The organism is Neobacillus sp. SuZ13 (assembly GCF_030123365.1).
GTDB lineage: Bacteria > Bacillota > Bacilli > Bacillales > Cytobacillaceae > Neobacillus.
This window is the reverse complement of record NZ_CP126107.1, coordinates 3,189,323-3,213,650: the sequence shown is the minus strand read 5'-3', so window position 1 is coordinate 3,213,650 and position 24,328 is coordinate 3,189,323. Positions and strand designations below refer to the sequence as shown.

The window sequence follows — 24,328 nt, the reverse complement described above, 5'->3', positions numbered from 1 at the left end:
ACACCATGCCACTTGGCATGGTGTTTTTTAAAGAAAGGAAATATACAATGCTCTTACATCAAATAGTAGAGAGGTATAATCTTGAGGTTACTGACTTAGTACAGATTCACGAGGGCTTTCAAAATACTGTCTATTCGTTTCAACGAGAGGGAAGGAATTATATATTAAGAATTACCGCGAAGTGCCGTCGGAGGCTGGAAGAGATTGAAAATGAATTCGCGTTTATCTTTGCTTTAGATGAACAGGGAGTAAGGGTGTCACTGCCAATACGGTCAATACACGGCCGTTTGGTAGAACGCTTTCCTGATCAAGATAAACATGTATTCGTCACTGTTTTCGAAAAAGCTTCAGGTAAACCTGTAGACGTAACTGACAAACATATTTGGAACGAAGCATTTTTTTATCACTGGGGCATGGTGATAGGGGCCATGCATGATGCATCAAAAGGAATCAATAAAAAGCTGACCAGACCTGTGTGGAATTGTGAAGACCCTGATTTATTAGGGTTACTACCGCAAATGAACTCTGAGCGAATCAAACAACAATACATACATTTGTTGAACAAATTAAAAAGCTTCTCTCCAACACCCGAAAATTTTGGTCTTATACATAACGATCTCCATCAAGGTAATTTTTTAGTTGATAATGGCAAAATGACGGTCTTTGATTTTGATGATTGTGCCTATCATTGGTTTGCTAATGATTTAGCTGTATCCTTTTACCATGCTTACTGGCAGACTACATCTTTTACACCCGAATTCACTAACTTTAGTAATGTCTTCTGGGAACATTTTTTAAAGGGATATAAACAGAAAAATGAACTGACAAAAGAGATGATTTTACAAATACCTATTTTCTTAAAAATAAGAGAGATATTCTTATATCATTTATTTTTGGAAAAATGGGATTTGGACCATTTAGAAGACTGGCAGATGTATACTTTATCAGATTTAAAATCAAAGATTGAAAACGGGATTCCGTATTCAAATATTGATTTTACTTTGCTTAGCGAAGAATTGTTTGACAAAGGTAAAGGTTCACTAATACAATAAAACTAACAAACGAAAAGGAATGATTAAGGGCCGATGAAATTATAATCTTATTTTTCAGACATGATTCGAATAACGAAAAATGTTGAACCTGAAGAATAGGATTAGTATGTCCTTTTTTATGTCCTAATCGTATAATTGCCAATACAACAAAACCTTTATAAGGTCTATTTGTTGTGTCAATAAAACGATATCTCTACGACATAAATCTCTCTTCAGGTTCAAGCGAAGGGAGTTTTTTTATGCTTACAAATACGCAGACAGTATTAAAAGTAATCAACTTAGAAAAAAGTTTTCATTTAAAAAAGGTGTTGGATAATCTCCAATTTGATATAAAGAACGGGGAACGGATTGGGCTTGTCGGCTATAACGGAACTGGAAAAACCACATTGGCAAATATTATTTTGGGGAAAATTGCACCAGATAAAGGGATCGTAGAAAAATCAAAAGATTTAACGATCGGCTATCTTTCCCAATCCATTGATTATCAGGTTAGTGATTTTCAGCAGTCTTTATCAGGAAATACCAAAAATCATTTGCTCGAGCACGCGAGCATGTTAGGTCTGACGAAGGTTTATAACTGGGAAGATGAGCGTTTAGGACATTTAAGTGGCGGAGAAAAATTAAAGTTGGCGTTAGCAATGGTTTGGGCTTCAAAACCGGACTTTTTAATTTTGGATGAACCAACGAACCATTTAGATTATAAAGGGATCGAGTGGTTGGTTTCTGAATTAGAGAAGTTCCGAGGACCCGTCCTTATTATCTCTCATGATCGACATTTCTTAGATAGAACAGTTACTAGAATTTTTGAATTAGAAAATAGCAAAATTAATTTTTACAATGGAAACTATAGTGACTATCGAAAAGAGAAGCAGCAAAGAATTGAAAATCAGAGGCACCAATATGATGTCCAGCAGCAAAAAATAAAAGAAGTGGAAACACAAATTACTCAATTGAAATCATGGTCCGAAAAAGCCCATCGCGAATCTACAAAAAAGGGGAAGGGACCAAGCAAAAGACAAAATGGGATTAAGGAATATCATCGGGTAAAAGCTAAAAAAACAGACAATCAAGTAAAGTCAAAAATGAAACGCCTCCAAAATGATTTGGAAAAAAATAAGCTTGAAAAACCTTTAGATGACGTTCAAATAAGGTTTCAGTTTGATGCGCAAGGGAAAAGTGGCAAACGAATTGTCGAGGCTAAGAATTTGTCCAAATCGTTCGCAAATAGAACGCTTTTCCAAAAATCCAACTTCTATATTAATTATGGCGAACGCCTGGGCCTCTTGGGTGAAAATGGCTGCGGTAAAACGACATTAATAAAAATGATTTTAGGTCAAGAGGGTTATTCTAATGGGGATTTGTGGAGCAGTGACTCGGTAAAAATTGCTTATTTAAGTCAAGATGTTGATGATTTACCTTCCGATAAAACGGCTATTGAAGCACTAGGGTTTAAAGATCACGAGAGTGTTCTGAAAGCAAGAACTCTATTAGCTAATATAGGATTAAAGGAGGCGCTTATCACTAAGCCAATCGGAACATTGAGTTTAGGGGAACGAACGAGAGTAAAACTCGTTGATATATTAATGAAAGAGTATGACGTTCTTATTCTTGACGAACCAACCAATCATCTAGACTTACCGAGTAGAGAGCAGCTTGAAAATACGTTATCAGAGTTTACTGGGACGATTATTACCGTTTCTCATGACTATTACTTCCTCAATAAGCTTTGTGACCGACTGCTTGTATTTGAAGATCAGCAAATTCGACGAATTGAGATGAAACCTGATGAGTATTTAAATCAAGATGTAAACAAAGAGGATGCCTTAAAAGAAGCTCTACTAATCATTGATAACAAGATTGCATCTGTCTTAGGTGAGTTATCGTTCATGGATCAAAAAAACCCTAAGTATACTGAGTTAGACAAAGAATTTAATGAATTACTTAAGCAAAAACGAAAACTAATGGGCTAAAAGAATATAGACCGTCCTTAGCTTAAAATTAAAGGTCCTCAATAGTTTCTATTGAGGACTATTTAACAAGAACTGCTCAATTTTTAGCCAATAAATTTAGAAGTTCTTTCTCTTTATCTGCCCGCATCCCAGCTTGCCACTCATCCTCTGTCAATTGCCGAGTTTTCTCCCATTCATATATATCAGTGATACTATCTTCAATAGGCCTAAATGAAAGACCACTCTGAATGGCTTTATCAACATTGATAGAAAATGCACCTTTCCATGGCTCCACTGACTCAGGTGATAATGGATAATTCTCGGGTACCCACAGCGGCATTTCTGTCCATGGGGCTACTTTTCGGTCCAGTAAAAATTGTTCCTCTGCCCAAACCACGTCTGCTTTTGAACCTGTCACTTTAATACATGTATCAACAAATTCTTTTATTGTTAATGGATAATCCGGACCCGTTGCATTAAACGTTCCAGACGAGCGCTGTTCTTCCATATCGAGTATCCAGTTAGCCAGGTCTTTGTTGTCGATCATCTGAACCCGGCGGTTTGGATTTCCAGGAACCAGAACCTTACCGCCTTTTGCAATTCTATTCACCCAATAGGGAACACGGTCTGTATAATCATTGGGTCCAATTAATTGACCAGCACGGATATTTAACACACGACCAGGCATATTTTTCTCAGCTATTTGTTCACATAAAGCCTTAAAATGTCCGTAATATTGATAAATGGGTCCGTCTGCATCCATTGAAAGCTGATTTGCTTCCTCGATTGACATTTCCAAGACAGGATAGTTTTCATCCAAATTCTCCTGAATCCAATCTTGATAGACAGAAATACTCGAAATAAACGTATAATGCTGGACTTGGTCTCTTAATAAGTTGGTTGTGTTCTGGACCGTATAGGGAATAAACCCGCTTGTATCAAGTACAGCATCCCAATAGCGATTTTGAAGTGCTTTCAAATCTCCAAATCGATTTCCATAGATAACTTCGATATCCTTAATTCCGGGACTTTGAATTCCACGATTAAATATGGTGACTTCATGGTTTCGTTTTAAAGCTTCTTCTACGAACGTTTTCCCTAAAAAGCGGCTTCCACCTAAAACAAGTATCTTCAAAAATATCCCTCCTTCATTCATGCTTCTATTTTAACAAATTTTCTCACAATTTAGTTAACTTATCAAAGAGACGAATAAAAAAATGAAAGTATTGCATATGTCACCGATATTGTTAAAATTACATTGGGTGAAGTTGAAGGAATGATTCAAAAAACTTAATAAGAATTTACATAAAGTTGAAGGGATGTTTTTAAATGGAAAATACATACTTACAATCCGTTTCCTATGAAAACGGAGTACTAAAAATACTCGATCAAACCAAAATACCAAACATTACAGAATTTCTCGAAACCAAAAAAATTGAAGATGCCTGGGATGCCATTAAACAACTTAAAGTTCGTGGAGCACCGGCAATTGGCATAGCTGCAGCTTATGGTTTAGTGCTTGGAATCAAAGATGCTCCAGAAAGTTCTTTTGAAGATTTTTATGGACATTTACAAAAGCAATCAGATTATTTGGCATCATCACGGCCAACAGCCGTCAACTTGTTTTGGGCTTTGAAACGAATGAATGAACGAGCACTTAAAGAGAAGGAATTACCGATTACTCAAATCAAAGAAGCATTGGAAGAAGAAGCCCATAATATTCGTATTGAAGATGAAGAAGTATGCAGGACAATCGGAGAACATGCATTAAACCTTTTAGAGGACGGCATGGGGATTCTAACACATTGCAATGCTGGCGGGATTGCTACTGCGAGATATGGAACAGCCTTAGCACCACTTTATTTAGCAAAAGAAAAGGGCTGGGATATCAAAGTTTTTGCTGATGAAACAAGACCTTTACTACAGGGAGCGAGATTAACGGCATGGGAACTAATGCAGGCTGGCATAGATGTCACTCTCATTACGGACAATATGGCCGCGATGGTTATGCAAAAAGGCTGGGTGCAAGCAGTGATTGTCGGTTGCGATCGCGTTGCAGCCAATGGTGATGTAGCAAACAAAATTGGGACATACGGAGTTGCCTTATTAGCAAAAGCCCATAATATTCCTTTCTACGTAGCAGCACCGACCTCCACGATTGATTTAGATACAAAAACTGGGGCAGATATCCCGATTGAGGAAAGAGATGCATCCGAAATTACAGATGGCTTTGGAAAAAGAACCGCCCCTGAAGGTGTGAAAGTGTTTAACCCTGCGTTTGATGTCACACCAAATGAGCTTGTTACTGCAATCATCACTGAAAAGGGTATAATAAAAGGAAATTACCAGGAAGAACTAGAGAAACTCTTTCAATCGTAAGAGTGGAAGCGGATTGTTTTTTGTAAATTGTCACAGTTTCGGCATATCCTTATTTGGTTTCACCTAAGATTATAGTGTAAAATCAATGTAGCAGATTATGAAGTAAAGGAGGATTCGGGAATGATAAAAAAAGTAATTGCAACCGTAATACTAGTTTCCTTACTTACAGTCGCGATTGTTCAAGCCATGGATAAGACTTCAGAAACTCCCGAAACGAAAAGTCAACCGACAGCAAGTCAAGAAGGTCTCGCTGTTGGAGCAAAGGCACCTGATTTTGAACTCAAAACATTAGCCGGAGAAAAGATAAAACTGTCTAATTTAAAAGGCAAAAAAGTGATGCTGAACTTTTGGGCAACCTGGTGTCCTCCATGTAAGGCAGAAATGCCAGCAATGGAGCAATTTTCAAAACAGATGCCAAAGGATGTCGTCATTTTAGCCGTTAACATTGATCCGCAATTAGATGTCCAAGGTTTTGTGGATAAAAATAAAATTACCTTTCCAATCCTTCTTGATACAGAAGATAAAGTAAATGAAACTTATCAAGTACTATCCATTCCAACCACGTATTTTATTGATAGTAAAGGCAACATTCAGAATAAATTTATCGGTGAAATGAAACTTGATGATATGAAAGATTTTACAAACAAATTGAAATAGAATAAAAAAGGCGTTGGATTATTCCAATGTCTTTTTTATTGGGAAAGGCTTTTCTTTAAAATTTTCAAAAAGTTGTAATAATTGCAACCGTTTCCGGGCATAATAACTGTTAGAATAGGAACTAAGGACGGTGATACCGATGAGAAAACCTAGAAAACGCTCATTTGCAGAGCTAGTATCTGAAAATAAAACACAACTATTAAAAGATCGCGCTGCGATGGAAAAAATTGAACAACGCTTAGAAGAAAAGCGTCTCGGTAAAGCAGAATAACTAAAAAAGTTTACCAATCATGTTTTCCTTCCTTTAGGACAAAATGTAATTAAGGAGGGATCATGACATGGGTAAAAAATATCAAACAAAACGTTTTCAACCAGATCACGTTGGAACACAACCACGTGGTTTTAGCGGTAATAAAGGAAAGAAAATGAATGATACTTCAGGCGAGCATGCCCAAGTAATACAAACTAAAGGTGAATAACAATGAATTTTAAGACTTGACTGGTAAAGCCAGCAAGTCTTTTTTGTTTACCGAAAAATTCTTGTTTATTTTTTTCAGTCCGTAACAAACTATATCTGTACCAATTACACCCCTAGGAGGAAATACAATGGCCTATAATAACAAACCGAATCCAGATGACCGCAGTGATAACGTCGAAAAGCTTCAAGCGATGATTCAAAATACGGAGAATAATATTGAAGCAGCTGAGGAATCTTTAGCCCTTACTGACAGCGAGACACAACGCCAGGAAATTGAGGCTAAGAATGAACGCCGTCGGGAAAGCATTGAATCCTTCCGATCAGAAATTAAAGATGAAGCAAACAACCAACAAAGCTAAAATCGAGTGCGGACCTGTTCATTTTGGACAGGTCTTTTGTGTAGGTATGGAGTGATTGTTATGGTAAGATAGAAGGGAAATTTTGAAGAAGAAGTGATAATCTTGAGACAAATTGTAAACCAGCATACGAATAATAATGAAGAAAGACTAAAGAAATGGGAACTGGAACTTAACCAAAATGGATCGATTTCCAATGAAAGTGCATTAATTTCCGCATTGACTGATGAATCCAATCCAGTCACCTTATCAAAGCTGTTAACAATTGCTGCTCTCTCGCGGATCAAACGAAATAAACAGGATAAAATGGCAGCGATCTGGCTGGAAAGAGCACTTAGTTTATTTCCTAATAATCAAGCAGCAAGAGAATATATGTTACAAACAGATTGGAAAAAATTAGAGGGAATATTCTTACCACTTACATTTCCTGCTATGAGAGAAACAGATAACCGAACTGCAAAAAAGAAGACTGCCGAACAATACATAGAAGTATGTCAAAATTTCTTAAGTAATGCAGACGAAATACAAACAGATTTAGCAGCAAAAAGAGAACTATCTGCAACGTTGAGTAAGAAGGATGTGTATCTGCAGTATAATCATTTATTTGAGTTATTCACTTCTGCGATCGATGAAACAGGAAGGCTATTAAAAGCCGTAGAGGAGTATGACCAATCGATTACAGGTGTTTTCCATACCTCCACCTACTATGATGATTTAAAATTGCATTTATCGAATTTAGAGGAAATTAAAAACGCTTGGCAAAAGCAATTTTACGAAGAGGAAGTTCAATCTGCAACCGATCGAATCAATGCATTAGATCAACTAAATGAAATGATAGGAATGGAATTTGTTAAAAATCGGGTAAATGACTTTTACCGCTTTCTCAAGTATCAAAAACAACGGAAAGATTTAGGTTTTCAAATACAGGATGACTTGAGCCTAAATATGATTCTAACAGGAAATCCAGGAACAGGGAAAACAACACTTGCCCGCTTATTAGCGAAAATTTATCATGAATTAGGAGTCCTGCCTCGAGAGGAAGTGATCGAAACGGACCGCTCCCAGTTGGTTGGTTCTTTCGTTGGCCAAACCGAAGAAAATGTCCGTTCCGTTGTGGAACGTTCCATTGGTGGTGTACTGTTTATTGATGAAGCATACAGCCTTAAGCGCGAGGGTCAAACAGGCAATGATTATGGTCAAGCCGCCATTGATACCTTAGTTTCACTGATGACTGGAAGTGAGTATGGCGGAAGATTTGCGGTAATTATGGCAGGCTACCCTGAGGAAATGCGCACCTTTTTGGATGCTAATCCAGGTTTACGCAGTCGCTTTCCACAGTCAAATCTCATTCATTTGCCCAATTATTCAAATGAGGAGTTATTAAGGATAGCAGAAAAAGTCGCAGCAGATAACGATTATTTCCTTAGCGACGAGGCTAAAATCGAAATTAACCATCGACTTGATCTTGAACGGGTCGATGATACCTTCGGAAATGCAAGAACGGTCCGCAATATCGTCATCGATGCGATTTTCAAAAAGGGATCTAATAAGGAAGTCTCTGACAAAAATATCCTTGATTTTATGTTACTGAATAAAGATGACTTTCTAATTGCAAAAGAAGAAGCTGAAGAATCCCCTTATGAAAAATTGGACCGGCTCATTGGTTTAGATGCATTAAAGCTGGAAATGAGGTCACTGATTTCCTTTGTAAAGATGCAGCAATACCGGATGAAAAAAGGACTGGCGCCAGTGCCAATTCAACTACATGCTGTTTTCACCGGTAACCCTGGAACAGGAAAAACAACCGTAGCTAAGATTTATGCAGAGCTTTTGAAGGACTGTGGCATGTTAAAAAGAGGCCATCTAATTGTCGCAAGCAGAGCAGACTTTGTAGCTGGATATGTTGGTCAGACTGCAGGAAAAACGAAGAAAAAGATTAAAGAAGCTCTTGGAGGAGTCTTATTTATTGATGAGGCCTATTCTCTTTTCAGTTCGACCTCAGGTGATTTTGGCAAAGAAGTCATTGATACACTTGTGGATGAAATGACCAAGCATAATGAAAACTTAGTAGTAGTCCTAGCTGGTTATCCAGATGAAATGGACCTGCTATTAGAAAGCAATCCAGGGCTTCGCTCAAGGTTTAAAAAATTCTTCTTATTTCCAGACTATTCATCTGAAGAATTGCTTGAAATCATGACTGTATATGCAGAAAGTTATCAATATCAATTATCAAGTGATGCTAAACAGCTGTTATTGAATAAAGTGGATCAAGAATCCTTTAAAGGAAATGGCCGTTTTGCAACTAATATGGTGGATGAAATGATCCAAGCACAGGCCTCAAGGTTAATGGAAGTGGAGAATGAGGAAGATCTTTTTGAAAAGTCACTCCTACTTGAGGTTGAGGATGTAATAAAGGCCATCAATAAAATGTAAAAATCGAATGTAGAAAAGGTGAGGGCCCGTGGAAAACTATTTTATTTCGACTCGAGAAATTCAACTCTATTATGCAGACACGGATATGATGGGAGTCATTTACCACGCTAATTATCTTAAATTCTTTGAACTTGGCAGAACTGGGTTTATAGAGGACCTAGGCTATAGTTATCTCGAAATGGAGGAGTCAGGTTATTTTGCACCTGTTTATGACGTCCAAGCGACCTATAAAAAACCGTTACGATATGGTGATCGAGGTTTTGTAAAAACGTGGGTTGAATTAAATGACGGAATCAAAACGGTATATGGTTATAAGGTTGTAAATGGTGATGATGAGATATGTGTGGAGGGGAAGACCACACACATTATTGTTAAGAAGGATACCTTTAGACCGACTTCCTTCAAAAAAGCCTTCCCTGAGTGGTTCCTAAAATATGAAGAAATTAAGAAATAGTCAAGGGAAAACATTTCCCAAACACATGTGCAGGCAGTTTTCTGCCGGCCGGAATGGGGTGACCTAGGTGGCTTTTGGAATCAAACGGCAGGAAGTCATCGAGTGGAAGAGAAAAATTGATAATGGAGAAATAGCTTTTTTAACCCATTATTGGTTAGATGACCGTTTTCCAGGATGTAATACAGTAACCAAGGTTGGATGTAATAACCTTGAGCAATTGGCAGCTTGGGGACAAAAACATGGATTAAGAAAAGAGTGGATTCATGTTCGCAAGGATGGATATTCCCATTTTGATTTACTCGGTGAGCGCCAACGAGACATTTTACATAAAGAAGGATTGTTAGAACATATTTGGAAAAAGGATCAGAGCACACTTGAAGAGTAACCATCTTTAAGTGTGCTTTTTGTTATGAACCATAATATACAGGGATGGTCATTACCCCGTTTATTAAAAAGAGAGTTGTGACCAAAGTATGAGCAATCATCGCAGGAAATACACTTTTTGTTTTGACTGTTAATAAACCTAACATTAATCCTAGAAAAATATAAATCATACATATTATTGGTGAAAAACCAAACATGGTGACGTTAATACCGTAAGCAATGCTCGTTACGATTATCCCAATTATGTCATTGGTGATGCTGATCAGTTTTGGCAGGAGTAGGCCACGCCATAATACTTCCTCAAGTAATGCATTCATCGATGCGAATAACAAAAACAATGAAAATGAGCGCCAATGCATCTTTTCTCCTTGAAATAGAAAGGTGATCCCTATAGATAGCACAGTCAAAAGTCCAAAAATAAGAGCTAATCTCTTAAAGGAAAAACCAATGTTAAAAGGAAGTTGAATTTCTTGTGTAAAAATTGGCCGGTGAAAGTAAGGCGTTATTTCTTGTTTAAACTGCTTAACCACATAACATATAATCAAAATAGGAATCAACAGTAATAATTGACTCAACATGATAAGCGAAAAGGGAGATAAATGAAAACCTTCAATAAAATTATCCATGTATCCAAGCAAGAGATTTCCGAGAAAAAATGAAATAATCATCCAACCAAAAAGGCGATTCTCTTCTTTTAAAAAAACAATGATTAATAATATACCAATTAATAGCACAAAAAAAGGGTTGTAAAATCCTCTAGTAAAAAGAAATATCATGAGTAAAAAATAACCAGAAAGCCAAAGCCCTTTTTGCTTTAACCGTTCCATCCGATCTTCTCCTGTCATAAATCTAAGAATAAAAAGGCCCCGTTTTTAACGGAGCCACTGCATCATGTGATCTTGGATTTCCGTGTACTTTCCTTTAGCATTATGAAGACCATATGATTGAGCATTTTCTAAAGGAATTACGCGGAAATTATGATTATTTTTACCAGCGACATAGGTTGGATAAAAATTCGGGTTCGACAATTCAATCGAGTTTCCATTACCTGATATATGTTTTGTAATGTCAATCGTAGCTAATCCACCAATATCTTTATAATCATTACGTTGTGATGAGATAAAATTTCCTAATGAATAGACAACAAATGCTTTTCTTCCATCCTCTGTTTTGATCCATTCCATGGGCTGAAGAACATGCGGATGGGAGCCAAAAATGATATCGACACCTTCACTTGCCAGAAATCTAGCCAGATCCTTCTGTTTTTTGTTAGGCATCCGGTGGTACTCATTTCCCCAATGGATACTCATAACAATGACATCAGCTTCCTTTTTAGCTCGATGGATCTCATCACGCATCGTTTCACGGTTTATCAGATTGACTAGGAAATCCTTTCCTTTTGGAACTGGAATTCCGTTTGTTCCGTATGTATAGGAGAGAAAAGCAATCTTTATCCCATTTTTATTTAAAATCCTCAATTTTTGGCGGTCCTTTTCATCAAGGAAGCTTCCAACGTGAAGTAAACCAATACTTTCTAAATAGTCAGCTTCTGATTTAATCCCTTTTTCGCCTTTATCCAAGGTATGATTATTGGCAGTGGATACAATATCTACTCCTGTGTGGACAAGAGCATCCGCCACCTCGTATGGACTATTAAACCGTGGATAACCAGCAAGACCTAATGTTTTTCCACCTATCGTACTTTCTTGATTGGCAGTTAACACGTCTGGTTTTTCTAATAAAGGTTTTACGTTCTCAAACATCGGGTCAAATTCATATGTAGCACCATTAAAGGCATCTTGATAAACATTATCGTGAATAAGGATATCTCCGACGGCTCCAATGGTTATTTTTTCTGTCATCTCTCGGTTAATCATCAATGAAGAACGGGTTTGAAGATTTTTCGTTGGAAACACCTTTTGGTCGTCATCATTTGTATTTTGCCATTGTTGAATAAAAAGGAATGATGCTAAAGCAATACAAACAAAAATAATTATAACAGAAGGTATGGCATGCCTTTTCATGATTACTCCTTATCTTTTATCTGATAATTATACTATATTATATTGTTGTATAATTTTAAAACTATTCTTTGCTTTAAAAGGAGTTTTAAAGTATGGCTGTGTTAAATTTGTCTGTTGATTTCCGTTCCAGGCACTTCGCTTTCCGCGGGCGTGCCGGGGAGCCTCCTCGTCGCTTTGCTCCTGCGGGGTCTCCCCAGCCCCGTACTCCCGCAGGAGTCTTCGTGCCTTCCACTTCAATCAAAAGAGTGCCAAAATCAACATTAACCTTTAACACAGCATAAAATATAAAAAAGAACCGGAAAATCGGTTCTTTTTTGCTATAGCCATTTAATCTTGGGCTCAGTTTTATTCATAATTCGTTTAATATTTGCTCTGTGACGATAGATGACAAACGACGCAAGGAACAGGACGACGATGAGAAGAGGGATGTCCCATTCATTAACAACCCCCGAAACAATGGCAAACATTACGGCTGTAACACCTGCAACCATCGAAGATAAGGAAACATATTTTGATATGTATAAGCTAATAAAAAAGAAAATTAATACGGTAATAAACATATACGGTGCATAAAACAATACGACACCACCAGAGGTAGCAACCGCTTTTCCTCCACGAAACCCTGCGAAGATTGGATAGGTGTGCCCGACAACGGCAAAAATACCTGCCAACAATGGACTCATATCTACTTGAAATAGATGCGGCAAGGCGGCAGCTAAAGTCCCTTTCAAGATATCAGCAAGTGTAACGACTAATCCCGCTTTCACACCCAATGTTCGAAATGTATTGGTTCCTCCTAAATTTCCACTCCCGTGTTCACGAATATCCGTTTTATAAAAAACCTTTCCGATAATTAAACCAGAGGGGATCGAACCAAGTAAATATGCCAGAATGACTACTAAAATAATTTGAACCATTAACAAATTCTCCTTCTACAAAAAGATCCAGTCCTTCTATTTTACCATGGAATTTAGAAAAAACACTATCAATCCTTTCATATGCGTTTGCTTTTTTGAATCTGGTCAAAAGTAAGAACAAATAGAGTCAATTTTATTACGAAAATAAGGAGAATTTTCAAACCATTTGTTAATCCATTGAAAGCCATGCGGGGAGTCAATATAATTTAGATAAAATCATAGAAATACATACCAAACCGACCCAAGTAACGTAATCAATGGTCGGTTTTATCATATATCCTGAATGAAAGAAAGAGGTGCTTCAAGTGGCGGCTAATATTCACCCATACTTAACTTACCAATACAAAGATGTGAAACAGCTTGAAAAAGAAATTTCCAAACAAAAGAAGTTAACGAAAGCTTTATTGAACGTTCAAGACCACCTGATCTTTGTTACTGATCACGAGGATATTATCGAATTCAATCAAGCCTTTTGTAACTTTACTGGAATTAGTAAGGCTCAGACCCAGCTACCTAAATTGAAATACCTTTCTAGATTTTTTATAGAAGATACTAATTATTTTTATCCAAGCGACAAAAGAAGATGGTTTGATGAAATCATAGAAATGGGGAAAAACTCTGTAGATATGCACTGGATCAACATCAATAATGAAGAGATTTTCTTTAATTTAAAATATGAGACGATACCGGGTTCGAACCAATACTTATGTGTCTGTAAAGATATTACCCATTTAGAGAATGAAAATAGAGAGAACAGGCAATTATTCCTGATGGATTCTCTAACATACAGTATAAACCAATTGGAAATGAATGCGATCTTAGAAGTGGAAATGAGACGTGCTGAACGATTAAACCAGTCTATTTCGATGATTATCATGGATATTGATTTCTTTAAACATGTGAATGAAAGGTTTGGGCAACAAGCAGGAGATAAAGTACTCTCTACTATTTCCATCATCGTTCAACAACGGATTCGTGAATCAGATATTTTTGTCCGTTGGGGAGAAGAGGAATTCATTTTGCTCACTCCTGGAACCGACGGAAATAGGGCAAAGGAATTAGCAGAATCCATCCGTTCGATTATCGAGGAATTTCATTTTGAGAATATCGATAAGGTCACTTGCAGCTTTGGAATTTCCGAATTTTCTAAAGGGAAAACAAAAGAGGACATAATACTAGAGGCGAATCAAGCACTCTTCTTTTCAAAAGACAGTGGGAGAAACTGTGTTACTCTTTACAACTAGGAAGTAAGAAGGCGACCAGTTAAGCTTTTGATTATGTTTTTTTTGAAAATATAGGTAAAATAAAGAAAAAGACCCTAGGAGTGAGAATGATGACAATTGAAAATCCAAGTCGCAATGAAATTGGAATGATTTTAAAAAAGGCAAAAAGAATTGCGGTAGTTGGTTTGAGTAATAATCCTGAACGAACTTCCTATCAAGTATCTGAAGCAATGCAAAAAGCTGGCTATGAAATTATTCCGGTGAATCCTACGATTGAATCTGCATTAGGGGTGAAAGCTTTTGCATCCCTTAAGGAAATCGAAGGACATGTGGACATTGTTAATGTTTTCCGCAGATCAGAACAATTGTTTGATGTTGCGAAAGAGTTTGATGAGATCGATGCAGATATCTACTGGGCCCAGCTTGGCCTTGAAAACGAAGAAGCCTATGAATTCTTAAAAAGTAAGGGCTATACGGTTATAATGAATCGTTGCATTAAAGTAGAACATGCGATTTCTAAAGCTTAACTATTCAACCCTAAAACTGCTAATATTTAGCAGTTTTTTTATTTTTAACACGCTTTAAACCCATGATTATATTATTACAAAATTATGTTGTTTAAAATTACGTATTTGCTAAATCGAAATAAATCGCTACAATAAAGCATAGACGCCGCAAGATTTATGTTAAAATAAGAAGCGGCAAACATTGGTTCTCTTTTAATTTTATAAAAAGATATATAAAGAATGACTAATCAATTAGTTCATGAGCAATTAGAAGGATACTTCTTTTTGTAGGGAATGAAAGGGGTATTTTAGTGGCAAGAAATCAGCAAGTTTTTGATTATAATGATGATGCCATACAGGTACTTGAAGGTCTTGAGGCGGTTAGGAAACGTCCAGGAATGTACATTGGCAGCACTGATTCACGCGGTCTACACCATCTAGTTTATGAGATTGTCGACAATTCTGTCGATGAAGCGCTTGGTGGATTCGGTGATCAAATCATTGTAAAAATACACAAAGATAATTCTATTAGTGTTAATGACCGTGGACGCGGAATGCCTACTGGTATGCACAAAATGGGGAAACCAACACCAGAGGTTATATTAACAGTCCTTCATGCCGGCGGTAAATTTGGCCAAGGCGGTTATAAAACAAGCGGCGGTTTGCACGGTGTTGGTGCATCTGTTGTTAATGCCTTATCAGAATGGCTAACTGTCACCATTAAAAGGGACGGTTTCGTATATGAACAGCGCTTTGAAAATGGGGGAAAACCCGTAACAACCCTTGAAAAAATCGGGAAAACCAATCAAACCGGTACAACGATTCATTTCAAGCCAGATCCAACTATATTTTCAACAACTACTTTTAATTTCGAAACGTTATGTGAGAGGTTAAGAGAGTCAGCCTTTTTGTTAAAAGGTTTGAAAATCGAAATTATCGATGACCGAAACGATTTCCATGAAGTCTTTCATTATGAAAATGGAATTGAAGCGTTCGTGGCCTATTTAAACGAAGAGAAGGATGTTCTCCATCCAGTTATTAGTTTAGAAGGCTCTCAGCATGGAATTGAAGTGGATTTTGCCTTTCAATTTAATGATGGCTACTCTGAAAATGTCCTCTCCTTTGTAAATAATGTCCGCACAAGAGATGGCGGAACCCATGAGGCCGGGGCAAAAACAGCAATGACAAGGGTATTTAATGATTATGCTCGGAAGGTTTCATTCTTAAAAGACAAAGACAAAAACCTTGATGGTGCAGATATCCGTGAAGGATTATCGGCAATTATCTCCGTTCGAATCCCGGAAGAATTGCTCCAGTTTGAAGGACAAACAAAAGGGAAATTAGGAACAAGTGAAGCACGGTCAGCAGTTGATTCAGTTGTTTCTGAGCACCTCTCCTATTTTCTAGAAGAGAATCCTGATATTAGCTCCCTTCTTATCAAAAAATCGATTAAAGCCTATCAAGCAAGAGAGGCGGCCAGAAAAGCACGTGAGGATGCAAGAAGCGGTAAAAAACGCAAGCGTTCCGATGCTGTCTTGTCTGGGAAACTAACACCCGCCCAATCACGTAATCCGCAGAGAAACGAACTGTACCTGGTTGAGGGTGATTCCGCGGGAGGCTCAGCGAAACAGGGACGTGACCGACGTTTTCAAGCAGTTCTTCCACTCAGAGGTAAAGTCATTAATACCGAAAAAGCTAAGCTTGCTGATATTTTTAAGAATGAAGAAATTAATACAATTATTCATGCCATCGGCGGCGGAGTTGGATCGGATTTCAGTGTGGAAGACATCAATTATGACAAAATTGTCATTATGACCGATGCAGATACAGATGGGGCACATATTCAAGTTCTACTGCTTACTTTCTTTTATCGCTATATGAAGCCGTTGTTAGAAGCAGGCAAAGTGTTTATTGCCCTGCCTCCGCTTTATAAAGTAAGCAAAGGGACAGGTAAGAAGGAAATTATTGAATATGCATGGAATGATGATGAACTTCAAGGTGCCATCAAGAAAGTGGGCAGAGGCTATATTATCCAGCGCTATAAAGGACTTGGTGAAATGAACGCCGATCAGCTCTGGGAAACAACGATGGATCCTGAGACTCGGACCTTGATCCGCGTGAAAATCGATGATGCGGCAAGAGCAGAACGCCGAGTTACTACGCTTATGGGCGACAAAGTTGAGCCGCGCCGCAAATGGATTGAAACCAATGTCGCCTTTGGGTTAGAAGAAGATGACACGATCTTAGAAAATGAAAATATTACGGTCTCTGAGGAGGGTTCTGAAGGATGAGTGCAACTGAAAAATTCCGAGACTTGCCTCTAGAAGATGTCATTGGTGATCGTTTTGGCAGATATAGTAAGTATATTATCCAAGAACGTGCCCTTCCGGATGCACGTGATGGTCTAAAGCCAGTACAACGAAGAATTCTCTATGCGATGCATGTAGAAGGAAATACACACGATAAAGGTTTTCGAAAATCAGCAAAAACAGTGGGTAATGTAATTGGTAACTATCATCCACACGGTGATTCCTCTGTTTACGAGGCCATGGTACGGATGAGTCAGGACTGGAAGGTTCGAAATGTCCTCGTGCAAATGCATGGAAACAACGGCAGCGTCGATGGTGACCCGCCAGCGGCGATGCGTTATACAGAAGCAAGGCTTTCCGCCATTGCGGCAGAATTAATGCGAGATATCGAAAAAGATACAGTTGAATTTATTCCTAACTTTGATGATACTTCCAAAGAGCCAACAGTTTTGCCGGCAATGTTTCCAAACCTGCTTGTTAATGGATCGACAGGAATTTCTGCGGGATATGCAACAGATATTCCTCCGCATCACCTTGGCGAAGTCATTGACGGGGTTATCAAGAGATTGGACCATCCTGATTGTTCTGTAGAGGAACTGATGACGATTGTCAAAGGTCCAGATTTCCCAACGGGCGGTATTATTCAAGGAATAGATGGAATTAAAAAAGCCTATGAAACTGGTAAAGGAAAAATAATCGTTCGAAGCAAAGCTGACATTGAAGAGGTTCGTGGCGGTAAGCAGCAAATCGTTATTACGGAAATTCCTTATGAGGTGAATAAAGCTAATCTCGTCAAAAAAATGGATGAGTTCCGTCTCGACCGTAAAGTGGAAGGAATCTCAGAAATCCGTGATGAAACAGACCGGACCGGCCTCCGAATTGTCATTGAACTGAAGAAAGATGCCGATGCAGCTGGTGTCTTGAACTATTTATATAAAAATAGTGATCTTCAAGTAACCTATAATTTTAATATGGTTGCAATTCATAAGAAACGTCCAAAATTAATGGGACTTAGAGAATTATTGGATGCTTATATCGAGCACCAAAAAGAAGTTGTCACCAGAAGGTCGCAATATGATCTTAATAAAGCTAGAGAAAGACAGCATATCGTTGAAGGTCTGATGAAGGCCCTATCGATCCTTGATGAAGTAATTGCTACTATCCGTGCATCCAAGGATAAACGCGACGCAAAGGACAATTTAATTGCAAAGTTTGCCTTTACGGAGCCGCAATCTGAAGCGATCGTATCCTTACAGTTATATCGCTTAACAAACACCGATATTACTGCACTTCGACAGGAAGCCGAAGAGTTAGCAAAGAAAATCGAAGAACTTACAAACATTTTAGCAAGTGAGAAAACTCTTTTCTCTGTGATCAAAAAAGAATTAAAAGACGTCAAAAAACGTTTTGCAGATGAACGACGTTCAAAGATTGAAGCAGAAATTGAAGAATTGAAAATCAATTTGGAAGTAACTGTCCCAAGTGAAGATGTTATTGTAACGATTACGAAACAAGGATACGTAAAACGGACAAGTACTCGTTCCTATGCGGCTTCCAATGGTCAGGATTTAGCAATGAAGGATTCAGACCGTTTATTAGCTCAACTCGAAATGAATACGAAGGATGTCCTGCTTCTCTTCACAAATAAAGGAAACTACTTATTCTGTCCTGTTCATGAGCTGCCAGATATCCGCTGGAAGGACCTTGGACAGCATGTGGCTAATATCATTCCGATTGACCGTGATGAAGAAATCATCCAAGCGATTCCAGTCAAAGACTTTGATGCTGATCTATTCCTTGTCTTTGTCACGAAAAATGGCATGGCCAAGAAAACGGAACTAAAACAATACAAAGCTCAACGATACTCTAAACCACTTGTTGGTATCAATTTAAAAGATGATGATCAAGTGATCGATGTTCATTTAACCGACGGAACCAAAGAATTATTCTTAATTACCCACTTAGGTTATGCCCTATGGTTTCATGAAGAAGAAATTAGTATTGTTGGTGCTCGTGCTGCAGGTGTGAAAGGGATCAATTTAAAAGATGATGATTTCGTGATCGGTGGTAAACTAATTCTTCCTGATAGCAACGAAACAATTGTTATCGCTACACAGCGTGGGGCGGTAAAGAGAATGAAAATGAAAGAATTTGAAAAAGCTACTCGTGCCAAACGCGGCGTAGTCATTTTAAGAGAACTTAAATCAAATCCACATCGCATTGTAGGTTTTGAAATTGCCAATGAGCAAGATGTGATTTTTATCCAAACGGATAAAGGATATCTAGAGACACTTCTTACAATCGATATTCACTACAGTGACCGTTATTCAAATGGTTCATTTATTCTTGATGAAGAAGACAACGGAAAGGTAACCACTGTTTGGAAAGTATCTGCACCAGATAAACCTAGTGAATAAATTATTACAGGACACTCTAAAAAATAGAGTGTCCTTTTTCATCTTTTTTCCAGAACTGGTCATACTAACAAGTAACAGAGTTTTGGGGGGCTGATGGATGAAAAGAGAGATGCTTTTGGTCATTGTTTCATTTTTTCTCATGTCACTTACTGCCATTACTGGCGTGTATGCGATTGAAGAAACAACAAAAACAATCACTATTTCAAATGAAAATGCAGATATTACTGGAGACGGAAAAGAGGAAGAAATCATATTAAAAGGTGTTCCTTATCAGAAAGAGGATGCCTTTTTGGAGAAAATCTATATTGAAATTAGCGCTTCAAACGGAAAGAAATACACCCTTCCTCTAGAAAGTGGGGCTAAGGCGGCATTGGAACTTGTCGATTTAAACAATGATGGAGTAAAAGACCTATATGCAAGTGTGTTGAAAGGGGGGAATGAGCGAATTGTTCAGAATTACTCCTATTCTATTCGGAATTTTGAACAGACGAAACTTAATCTGCCAGAACCTCTTGAAATGGATAGCCATTTTCTTCATGGATATAAAGCAGAGATCAAACTCGCCAAAACAGGAAAGTCTTATCTGTTTGATTTAAAGGACCGTCAGAAGTATTATAAAAAACTTGGATTATATTATCATGGCAAGCTAAATGAACCGACAGAGCTAACCGTGAATCCATATAGCAGTCTCCAGCCCATACCTGTAGAGAATAATCAAGTAGGGTTACTAGGTGAACAGCGAATTACCGGGATTGCCAATGCTGACGTAATTGCCTCTGTTGAATCAACGTGGGTTTATGATCATGGCCAATGGAAATTAGTTCGGACAGTTGTTCATAAAGAACGTAATAAATAGCTGTATTTTATCGACACAGGAGCTCCTGTGTTTTTATTTTGCAAAAATTTGATGGGATTTCCAGACGGGAATATACTTAGTCTTGCCAAATTACCATGGAGTTGGATAAAAAAACTAATTTCATATAATTGTTCATATTTAGTTCATAAAAATAAGCTACAGTTATTCTTAATCAATTAAAAAACGGAGTTGAAGGATATTGATTAAATTAACCAAATTTCTAAAACCATTTCAATTAGCCATTTATCTGGTTTTAGCTCTCGTCCTCTTACAATCATTATCAGAATTATATTTGCCAACGTTAATGTCCGATATTGTTGATAAAGGGGTAGTAAAAGGAGATACGGGCTACATATGGAAAATTGGCGGTTTTATGCTGCTTGTGGCGGCAGGGGGGATGATTTGTTCGATTGCAGCTAGTTTCTACTCAGCAAAAGCAGCATCAGGCTTTGGAAAGTTATTACGAAGCAAAATTTTCTCCCACGTCGGAAACTTTTCACTGCATGAGTTTGATCAGCTCGGAACAGCCTCATTGATTACGAGAACAACCAACGATATAACCCAGATCCAGCAAGTATTAGTGATGATGCTGCGAATGATGGCAATGGCACCGATGATGTGTATCGGTGGGATCATCATGGCATATTCAAAAGATGCAAAGCTTACCTTAGTTCTTGCTGTTGCTCTGCCTGTTCTCGTACTTGCGATTGTAATCATTGCAAGAAAGGGAATTCCACTTTTTAAAGCGATGCAAATAAAGTTAGATAATTTAAATCGAGTTCTACGCGAAAACTTAACCGGCATTCGTGTCATTCGCTCCTTTAACCGAGTGGAGCATGAGAAGAAGCGTTTTGATGATGCGAACTGGGATTTAACCGAAACAGCCATTAAGGTCAATAAAATTATGGCCGCGATGATGCCGATTATGATGGTGGTCCTAAACCTTTCCTCAGTAGCGATTGTCTGGTTTGGCGGACTGCGGATTAGCAATGGCCATATGCAGGTCGGAGATATGATGGCGTTTATCCAATATGCGATGCAAATTATGTTTTCATTCATTATGCTGTCGATGATGTTTGTCATGATTCCAAGGGCATCGGTATCTGCTGTTCGAATCAATGAAGTGCTGGAGACGGTAGCAGATATTAAAGATCCATCATCGTCAAAAGTAGAAGAAGGAAAAAAAGGCTTTGTTGAGTTTCAAGACGTAACATTCAGTTATCCAGGAGCGGAAATGCCAGCAATTTCAAATATCTCATTTTCGACAAAACCTGGTGAAGTAACAGCCATTATTGGCGGAACCGGCTCAGGAAAATCAACACTCATTAATTTGATTCCACGTTTTTATGATGTCGATAGCGGTAAAGTCCTTGTCGATGGAATAGATGTAAGGGATATGGTACAAGAAAAACTTCGTGAAAAGATAGGGTTTGTTCCACAACAATCCGTACTTTTCACCGGAACAATTGCAGAGAACATTCGATATGGAAAAGAAGATGCAACAGCAAATGAGATTGATCATGCTGCTGAAGTGGCCCAAGCGAAAGAATTTATTTCTAACATGCCAGAAGGCTTTGATGCGGTAATTTCCCAAGGGGGAACAAATGTTTCCGGGGGACAAAAACAGCGCTTGTCGATCGCGCGAGCCCTTGTACGGAAGCCGGAAATCTATATATTTGATGATAGTTTTTCCGCTTTGGATTTTAAAACAGATGCAAAGCTGCGTGCTGCCCTTAAAAACGAAACGGGGAACTCAACGGTATTAATTGTAGCTCAGCGTGTTAGTACTATAATCGACGCTGATCAGATTATTGTTCTCGATAACGGTGAAATATCTGGAATCGGGAAACACAAAGAGTTAATGGAATCATGTGCGGTTTATCGCGAGATTGTCATGTCACAGCTGTCAGAGGAGGAAATCGCATGAGTAAGGATTCCAATCAAAATCACACTCAAGAGACAGGGGCTAGAAAACCCGGCCCTGGACCAGGCGGCGGATTTGGCCCGATGGGAATGGGCATGCCTGTCCAAAAAGCAAAGAACTTTAAAGGGACCCTAAATAGACTTATCAGCTACTTAAAGCCATATAAATTACAGCTTTTAGCAGTTTTAATTACAGCCATTATCAGTACATTTTTTGCGATTGTCAGCCCTAAAATATTGGGGAAGGCGACAACTAAATTATTTGAAGGCTTGATGATGAAGTTTAGAGGAATCCCAGGAGCTAAAATCGATTTTGATTATATTGGTCAAATTATTATTTTACTCATTGGCCTCTATATTCTAAGTGCAATATTTGCCTATATTCAACAATATATTATGGCAGGTGTTGCGCAAAAGACAGTTTACCATCTTCGGAAAGAGGTAGAGGGGAAACTAAACCGGCTTCCGCTAAAATACTTTGATTCCCGTACCCATGGTGAAATTCTCAGTCGTGCGGTTAATGATGTCGATAATATTAGTACGACCTTACAGCAAAGCTTAACCCAGCTAATTACCTCTGTTGTTACCATTATCGGTGTAATTATCATGATGCTGTCGATTAGTCCATTAATGACACTGATTGTCATTTTAACACTGCCGCTAAGCGGTGTAGCGATTGCAAAGATTGCTAAAAAGTCGCAACAGTATTTTAAAGGGCAGCAAAAGTCATTAGGCCAGCTAAATGGTCATGTTGAAGAAATGTATACAGGTCATAAAGTCGTCAAAGTTTTTGGCCACGAACAGAAATCAATTGAAACATTCGAGGGAATCAATGAAACGCTCTACCAATCTGCATGGAAGGCACAATTTGTATCAGGGCTGATCATGCCGCTGATGGGTTTTATCAATAATATCGGCTATGTTCTCGTATCTGTCGTTGGTGGGATCTTGGTAACAAAAAAAGCGATTGAAATTGGTGATATCCAGGCCTTTATCCAATATGCACGTCAATTTTCCCAACCGATTGCTCAAACCGCATCGATCGCAAACGTCATTCAATCCACGATCGCCAGCGCTGAACGTGTCTTTGAAATTTTAGATGAAGCGGAAGAGGTACCAGAAGCCGTTGATGCGAAGGTGATCATTAGTCCAAGAGGAGAAGTTACCTTTGAACATGTTAGTTTCGGTTACGAGGAAAATGAACTCCTAATCAAAGATATGGAAATAGAAGTGAAACCTGGTCAGACAGTAGCAATTGTCGGCCCGACAGGAGCGGGTAAAACCACGCTAATTAATTTGCTGATGCGTTTCTATGAAATTAATTCTGGCAGCATATTAATTGACGGAGTAGATTCGAGAGAGTTAAAAAGGGAGCACCTAAGGAGTTTGTTTGGAATGGTGCTGCAGGATACTTGGTTATTTAATAGTACGATTTTTGATAATATTGCCTACGGAAAAGAGGGAGCAAGCAAAGAAGAAGTGGTGGCAGCGGCACGCGCAGCCACCGCTGATCACTTTATTCGAACGCTGCCAGATGGGTATGATACGATTTTGAATGAAGAAGCGTCTAATATATCTCAGGGGCAAAAACAACTGTTAACGATAGCTAGGGCAATTCTTGCTAATCCAGCGATCCTTATTCTGGATGAAGCCACCAGCAGTGTTGATACGCGAACAGAGGTTCAAATTCAAAAAGCGATGAACCACTTGATGAAAGGGAGGACCAGCTTCGTGATTGCCCATAGATTATCGACGATTCGGGATGCTGATTTAATCCTTGTGATGAATAACGGAAGTGTCATTGAAAAAGGAACACATGTGGAATTACTAGAACAAAACGGATTTTATGCAGACCTGTATAATAGTCAGTTTACAGGGAGCAATTCAATGAAAAATGTTGGTTAAAGGAAGGCGTTTGGGGAGCTGTAAGGCTTTCTGAACGCTTTTTTTATTTTTAAAACAAGTGTTAAATTATGAAAAAAATTCATTCCGTCTCATTATCTTAAGTATA

The 24,328-nt window shown here is 38.2% G+C and carries 21 protein-coding genes; 17 read left to right on the top strand and 4 right to left on the bottom strand.

Translation table 11 applies throughout. From position 1 onward, the window contains the following. Window positions 1-47: 47 nt before the first annotated feature. Both QNH17_RS15810 and abc-f read left to right on the top strand, forming a co-directional pair. Window positions 48-1,052: a phosphotransferase enzyme family protein gene (locus QNH17_RS15810; RefSeq protein WP_283873429.1), complete on the top strand. Its 1,005-nt coding sequence runs from the start codon at window positions 48-50 to the stop codon at window positions 1,050-1,052. Between the two features lie 239 nt (window positions 1,053-1,291). Then, window positions 1,292-3,022, top strand: a complete 1,731-nt coding sequence (gene abc-f, locus QNH17_RS15805) for a ribosomal protection-like ABC-F family protein (protein WP_283873427.1) — start codon at window positions 1,292-1,294, stop codon at window positions 3,020-3,022. A 76-nt stretch (window positions 3,023-3,098) separates the two neighbouring features. On the opposite strand, the gene QNH17_RS15800 is transcribed toward abc-f, so the two are convergent. Then, window positions 3,099-4,136 (bottom strand): NAD-dependent epimerase/dehydratase family protein, encoded by a 1,038-nt coding sequence (locus QNH17_RS15800; RefSeq protein WP_283873425.1) that lies wholly within the window; start codon window positions 4,134-4,136, stop codon window positions 3,099-3,101. A 194-nt stretch (window positions 4,137-4,330) separates the two neighbouring features. Between QNH17_RS15800 and mtnA the strand changes: the two genes are divergently transcribed. The 8 genes from mtnA to QNH17_RS15760 all read left to right on the top strand — a co-directional run bounded on the left by mtnA (window position 4,331) and on the right by QNH17_RS15760 (window position 10,143). Further along, on the top strand, window positions 4,331-5,380 hold the full coding sequence (mtnA, locus tag QNH17_RS15795; protein ID WP_283873421.1) for an S-methyl-5-thioribose-1-phosphate isomerase: 1,050 nt from the start codon (window positions 4,331-4,333) through the stop codon (window positions 5,378-5,380). Between the two features lie 120 nt (window positions 5,381-5,500). Beyond that, window positions 5,501-6,037, top strand: a complete 537-nt coding sequence (locus tag QNH17_RS15790; protein WP_283873419.1) for a redoxin domain-containing protein — start codon at window positions 5,501-5,503, stop codon at window positions 6,035-6,037. Between the two features lie 139 nt (window positions 6,038-6,176). Beyond that, the gene (locus QNH17_RS15785; protein WP_026567322.1) at window positions 6,177-6,308 is read left to right on the top strand and encodes an FbpB family small basic protein; all 132 of its coding nucleotides are present in this window, start codon (window positions 6,177-6,179) and stop codon (window positions 6,306-6,308) included. 67 nt (window positions 6,309-6,375) lie between these two features. Beyond that, window positions 6,376-6,516, top strand: a complete 141-nt coding sequence (locus tag QNH17_RS15780; RefSeq protein ID WP_026567323.1) for an acid-soluble spore protein N — start codon at window positions 6,376-6,378, stop codon at window positions 6,514-6,516. A gap of 127 nt (window positions 6,517-6,643) precedes the next feature. Next, complete coding sequence (gene tlp / locus QNH17_RS15775) at window positions 6,644-6,874, top strand: small acid-soluble spore protein Tlp (protein ID WP_026567324.1); 231 nt, start codon at window positions 6,644-6,646, stop codon at window positions 6,872-6,874. Between the two features lie 96 nt (window positions 6,875-6,970). After that, on the top strand, window positions 6,971-9,304 hold the full coding sequence (locus tag QNH17_RS15770; protein ID WP_481858628.1) for an AAA family ATPase: 2,334 nt from the start codon (window positions 6,971-6,973) through the stop codon (window positions 9,302-9,304). Between the two features lie 28 nt (window positions 9,305-9,332). Continuing rightward, window positions 9,333-9,758, top strand: a complete 426-nt coding sequence (locus QNH17_RS15765; protein WP_283873409.1) for an acyl-CoA thioesterase — start codon at window positions 9,333-9,335, stop codon at window positions 9,756-9,758. Between the two features lie 67 nt (window positions 9,759-9,825). Next, window positions 9,826-10,143: a hypothetical protein gene (locus QNH17_RS15760; RefSeq protein WP_283873408.1), complete on the top strand. Its 318-nt coding sequence runs from the start codon at window positions 9,826-9,828 to the stop codon at window positions 10,141-10,143. Window positions 10,144-10,165: 22 nt separating this feature from the next. On the opposite strand, the gene QNH17_RS15755 is transcribed toward QNH17_RS15760, so the two are convergent. The 3 genes from QNH17_RS15755 to plsY all read right to left on the bottom strand — a co-directional run bounded on the left by QNH17_RS15755 (window position 10,166) and on the right by plsY (window position 13,083). Beyond that, a complete protein-coding gene (locus QNH17_RS15755) occupies window positions 10,166-10,969 on the bottom strand; it encodes a CPBP family intramembrane glutamic endopeptidase (RefSeq protein WP_283873407.1) in 804 nt (267 codons plus the stop codon). 45 nt (window positions 10,970-11,014) lie between these two features. Continuing rightward, a complete protein-coding gene (locus QNH17_RS15750) occupies window positions 11,015-12,166 on the bottom strand; it encodes a CapA family protein (protein ID WP_283873406.1) in 1,152 nt (383 codons plus the stop codon). A 317-nt stretch (window positions 12,167-12,483) separates the two neighbouring features. After that, entirely contained in the window at window positions 12,484-13,083 is a 600-nt protein-coding gene (plsY, locus tag QNH17_RS15745; RefSeq protein WP_283873405.1) for a glycerol-3-phosphate 1-O-acyltransferase PlsY, read from the bottom strand. A gap of 305 nt (window positions 13,084-13,388) precedes the next feature. On the opposite strand from plsY, the gene QNH17_RS15740 reads away from it, so the two are divergent. The 7 genes from QNH17_RS15740 (at window position 13,389) to QNH17_RS15710 (ending at window position 24,222) form a co-directional block, all read left to right on the top strand. Then, window positions 13,389-14,327, top strand: a complete 939-nt coding sequence (locus QNH17_RS15740) for a sensor domain-containing diguanylate cyclase (RefSeq protein ID WP_283873404.1) — start codon at window positions 13,389-13,391, stop codon at window positions 14,325-14,327. A gap of 89 nt (window positions 14,328-14,416) precedes the next feature. Further along, window positions 14,417-14,833 carry a CoA-binding protein gene (locus QNH17_RS15735; RefSeq protein WP_283873403.1) on the top strand — a complete coding sequence of 139 codons (417 nt, stop codon included), beginning with the start codon at window positions 14,417-14,419 and terminating at the stop codon, window positions 14,831-14,833. A 290-nt stretch (window positions 14,834-15,123) separates the two neighbouring features. After that, on the top strand, window positions 15,124-17,103 hold the full coding sequence (gene parE, locus QNH17_RS15730; RefSeq protein ID WP_283873402.1) for a DNA topoisomerase IV subunit B: 1,980 nt from the start codon (window positions 15,124-15,126) through the stop codon (window positions 17,101-17,103). Next, window positions 17,100-19,538 (top strand): DNA topoisomerase IV subunit A, encoded by a 2,439-nt coding sequence (parC, locus tag QNH17_RS15725; RefSeq protein ID WP_283873401.1) that lies wholly within the window; start codon window positions 17,100-17,102, stop codon window positions 19,536-19,538. The genes parE and parC overlap by 4 nt, the downstream gene beginning before the upstream one ends. A 97-nt stretch (window positions 19,539-19,635) precedes the next feature. Beyond that, on the top strand, window positions 19,636-20,394 hold the full coding sequence (locus QNH17_RS15720; protein ID WP_283873400.1) for a YybI family spore inner coat protein: 759 nt from the start codon (window positions 19,636-19,638) through the stop codon (window positions 20,392-20,394). 199 nt (window positions 20,395-20,593) lie between these two features. After that, on the top strand, window positions 20,594-22,321 hold the full coding sequence (locus tag QNH17_RS15715; RefSeq protein WP_283873398.1) for an ABC transporter ATP-binding protein: 1,728 nt from the start codon (window positions 20,594-20,596) through the stop codon (window positions 22,319-22,321). Further along, a complete protein-coding gene (locus tag QNH17_RS15710; RefSeq protein ID WP_283873397.1) occupies window positions 22,318-24,222 on the top strand; it encodes an ABC transporter ATP-binding protein in 1,905 nt (634 codons plus the stop codon). The genes QNH17_RS15715 and QNH17_RS15710 overlap by 4 nt, the downstream gene beginning before the upstream one ends. Window positions 24,223-24,328: the final 106 nt, after the last annotated feature.

Bases quoted from the DNA above. Each gene is read 5' to 3' on its own strand.
- abc-f (WP_283873427.1), top strand. From the start codon at position 1,292: ATGCTTACAAATACGCAGACAGTATTAAAAGTAATCAACTTAGAAAAA.
- QNH17_RS15750 (WP_283873406.1), bottom strand. From the start codon at position 12,166: ATGAAAAGGCATGCCATACCTTCTGTTATAATTATTTTTGTTTGTATT.
- QNH17_RS15710 (WP_283873397.1), top strand. From the start codon at position 22,318: ATGAGTAAGGATTCCAATCAAAATCACACTCAAGAGACAGGGGCTAGA.
- plsY (WP_283873405.1), bottom strand. From the start codon at position 13,083: ATGGTTCAAATTATTTTAGTAGTCATTCTGGCATATTTACTTGGTTCG.
- QNH17_RS15810 (WP_283873429.1), top strand. From the start codon at position 48: ATGCTCTTACATCAAATAGTAGAGAGGTATAATCTTGAGGTTACTGAC.
- QNH17_RS15735 (WP_283873403.1), top strand. From the start codon at position 14,417: ATGACAATTGAAAATCCAAGTCGCAATGAAATTGGAATGATTTTAAAA.
- QNH17_RS15780 (WP_026567323.1), top strand. From the start codon at position 6,376: ATGGGTAAAAAATATCAAACAAAACGTTTTCAACCAGATCACGTTGGA.
- QNH17_RS15785 (WP_026567322.1), top strand. From the start codon at position 6,177: ATGAGAAAACCTAGAAAACGCTCATTTGCAGAGCTAGTATCTGAAAAT.
- QNH17_RS15790 (WP_283873419.1), top strand. From the start codon at position 5,501: ATGATAAAAAAAGTAATTGCAACCGTAATACTAGTTTCCTTACTTACA.
- parC (WP_283873401.1), top strand. From the start codon at position 17,100: ATGAGTGCAACTGAAAAATTCCGAGACTTGCCTCTAGAAGATGTCATT.
- tlp (WP_026567324.1), top strand. From the start codon at position 6,644: ATGGCCTATAATAACAAACCGAATCCAGATGACCGCAGTGATAACGTC.
- QNH17_RS15755 (WP_283873407.1), bottom strand. From the start codon at position 10,969: ATGGAACGGTTAAAGCAAAAAGGGCTTTGGCTTTCTGGTTATTTTTTA.
- mtnA (WP_283873421.1), top strand. From the start codon at position 4,331: ATGGAAAATACATACTTACAATCCGTTTCCTATGAAAACGGAGTACTA.
- QNH17_RS15720 (WP_283873400.1), top strand. From the start codon at position 19,636: ATGAAAAGAGAGATGCTTTTGGTCATTGTTTCATTTTTTCTCATGTCA.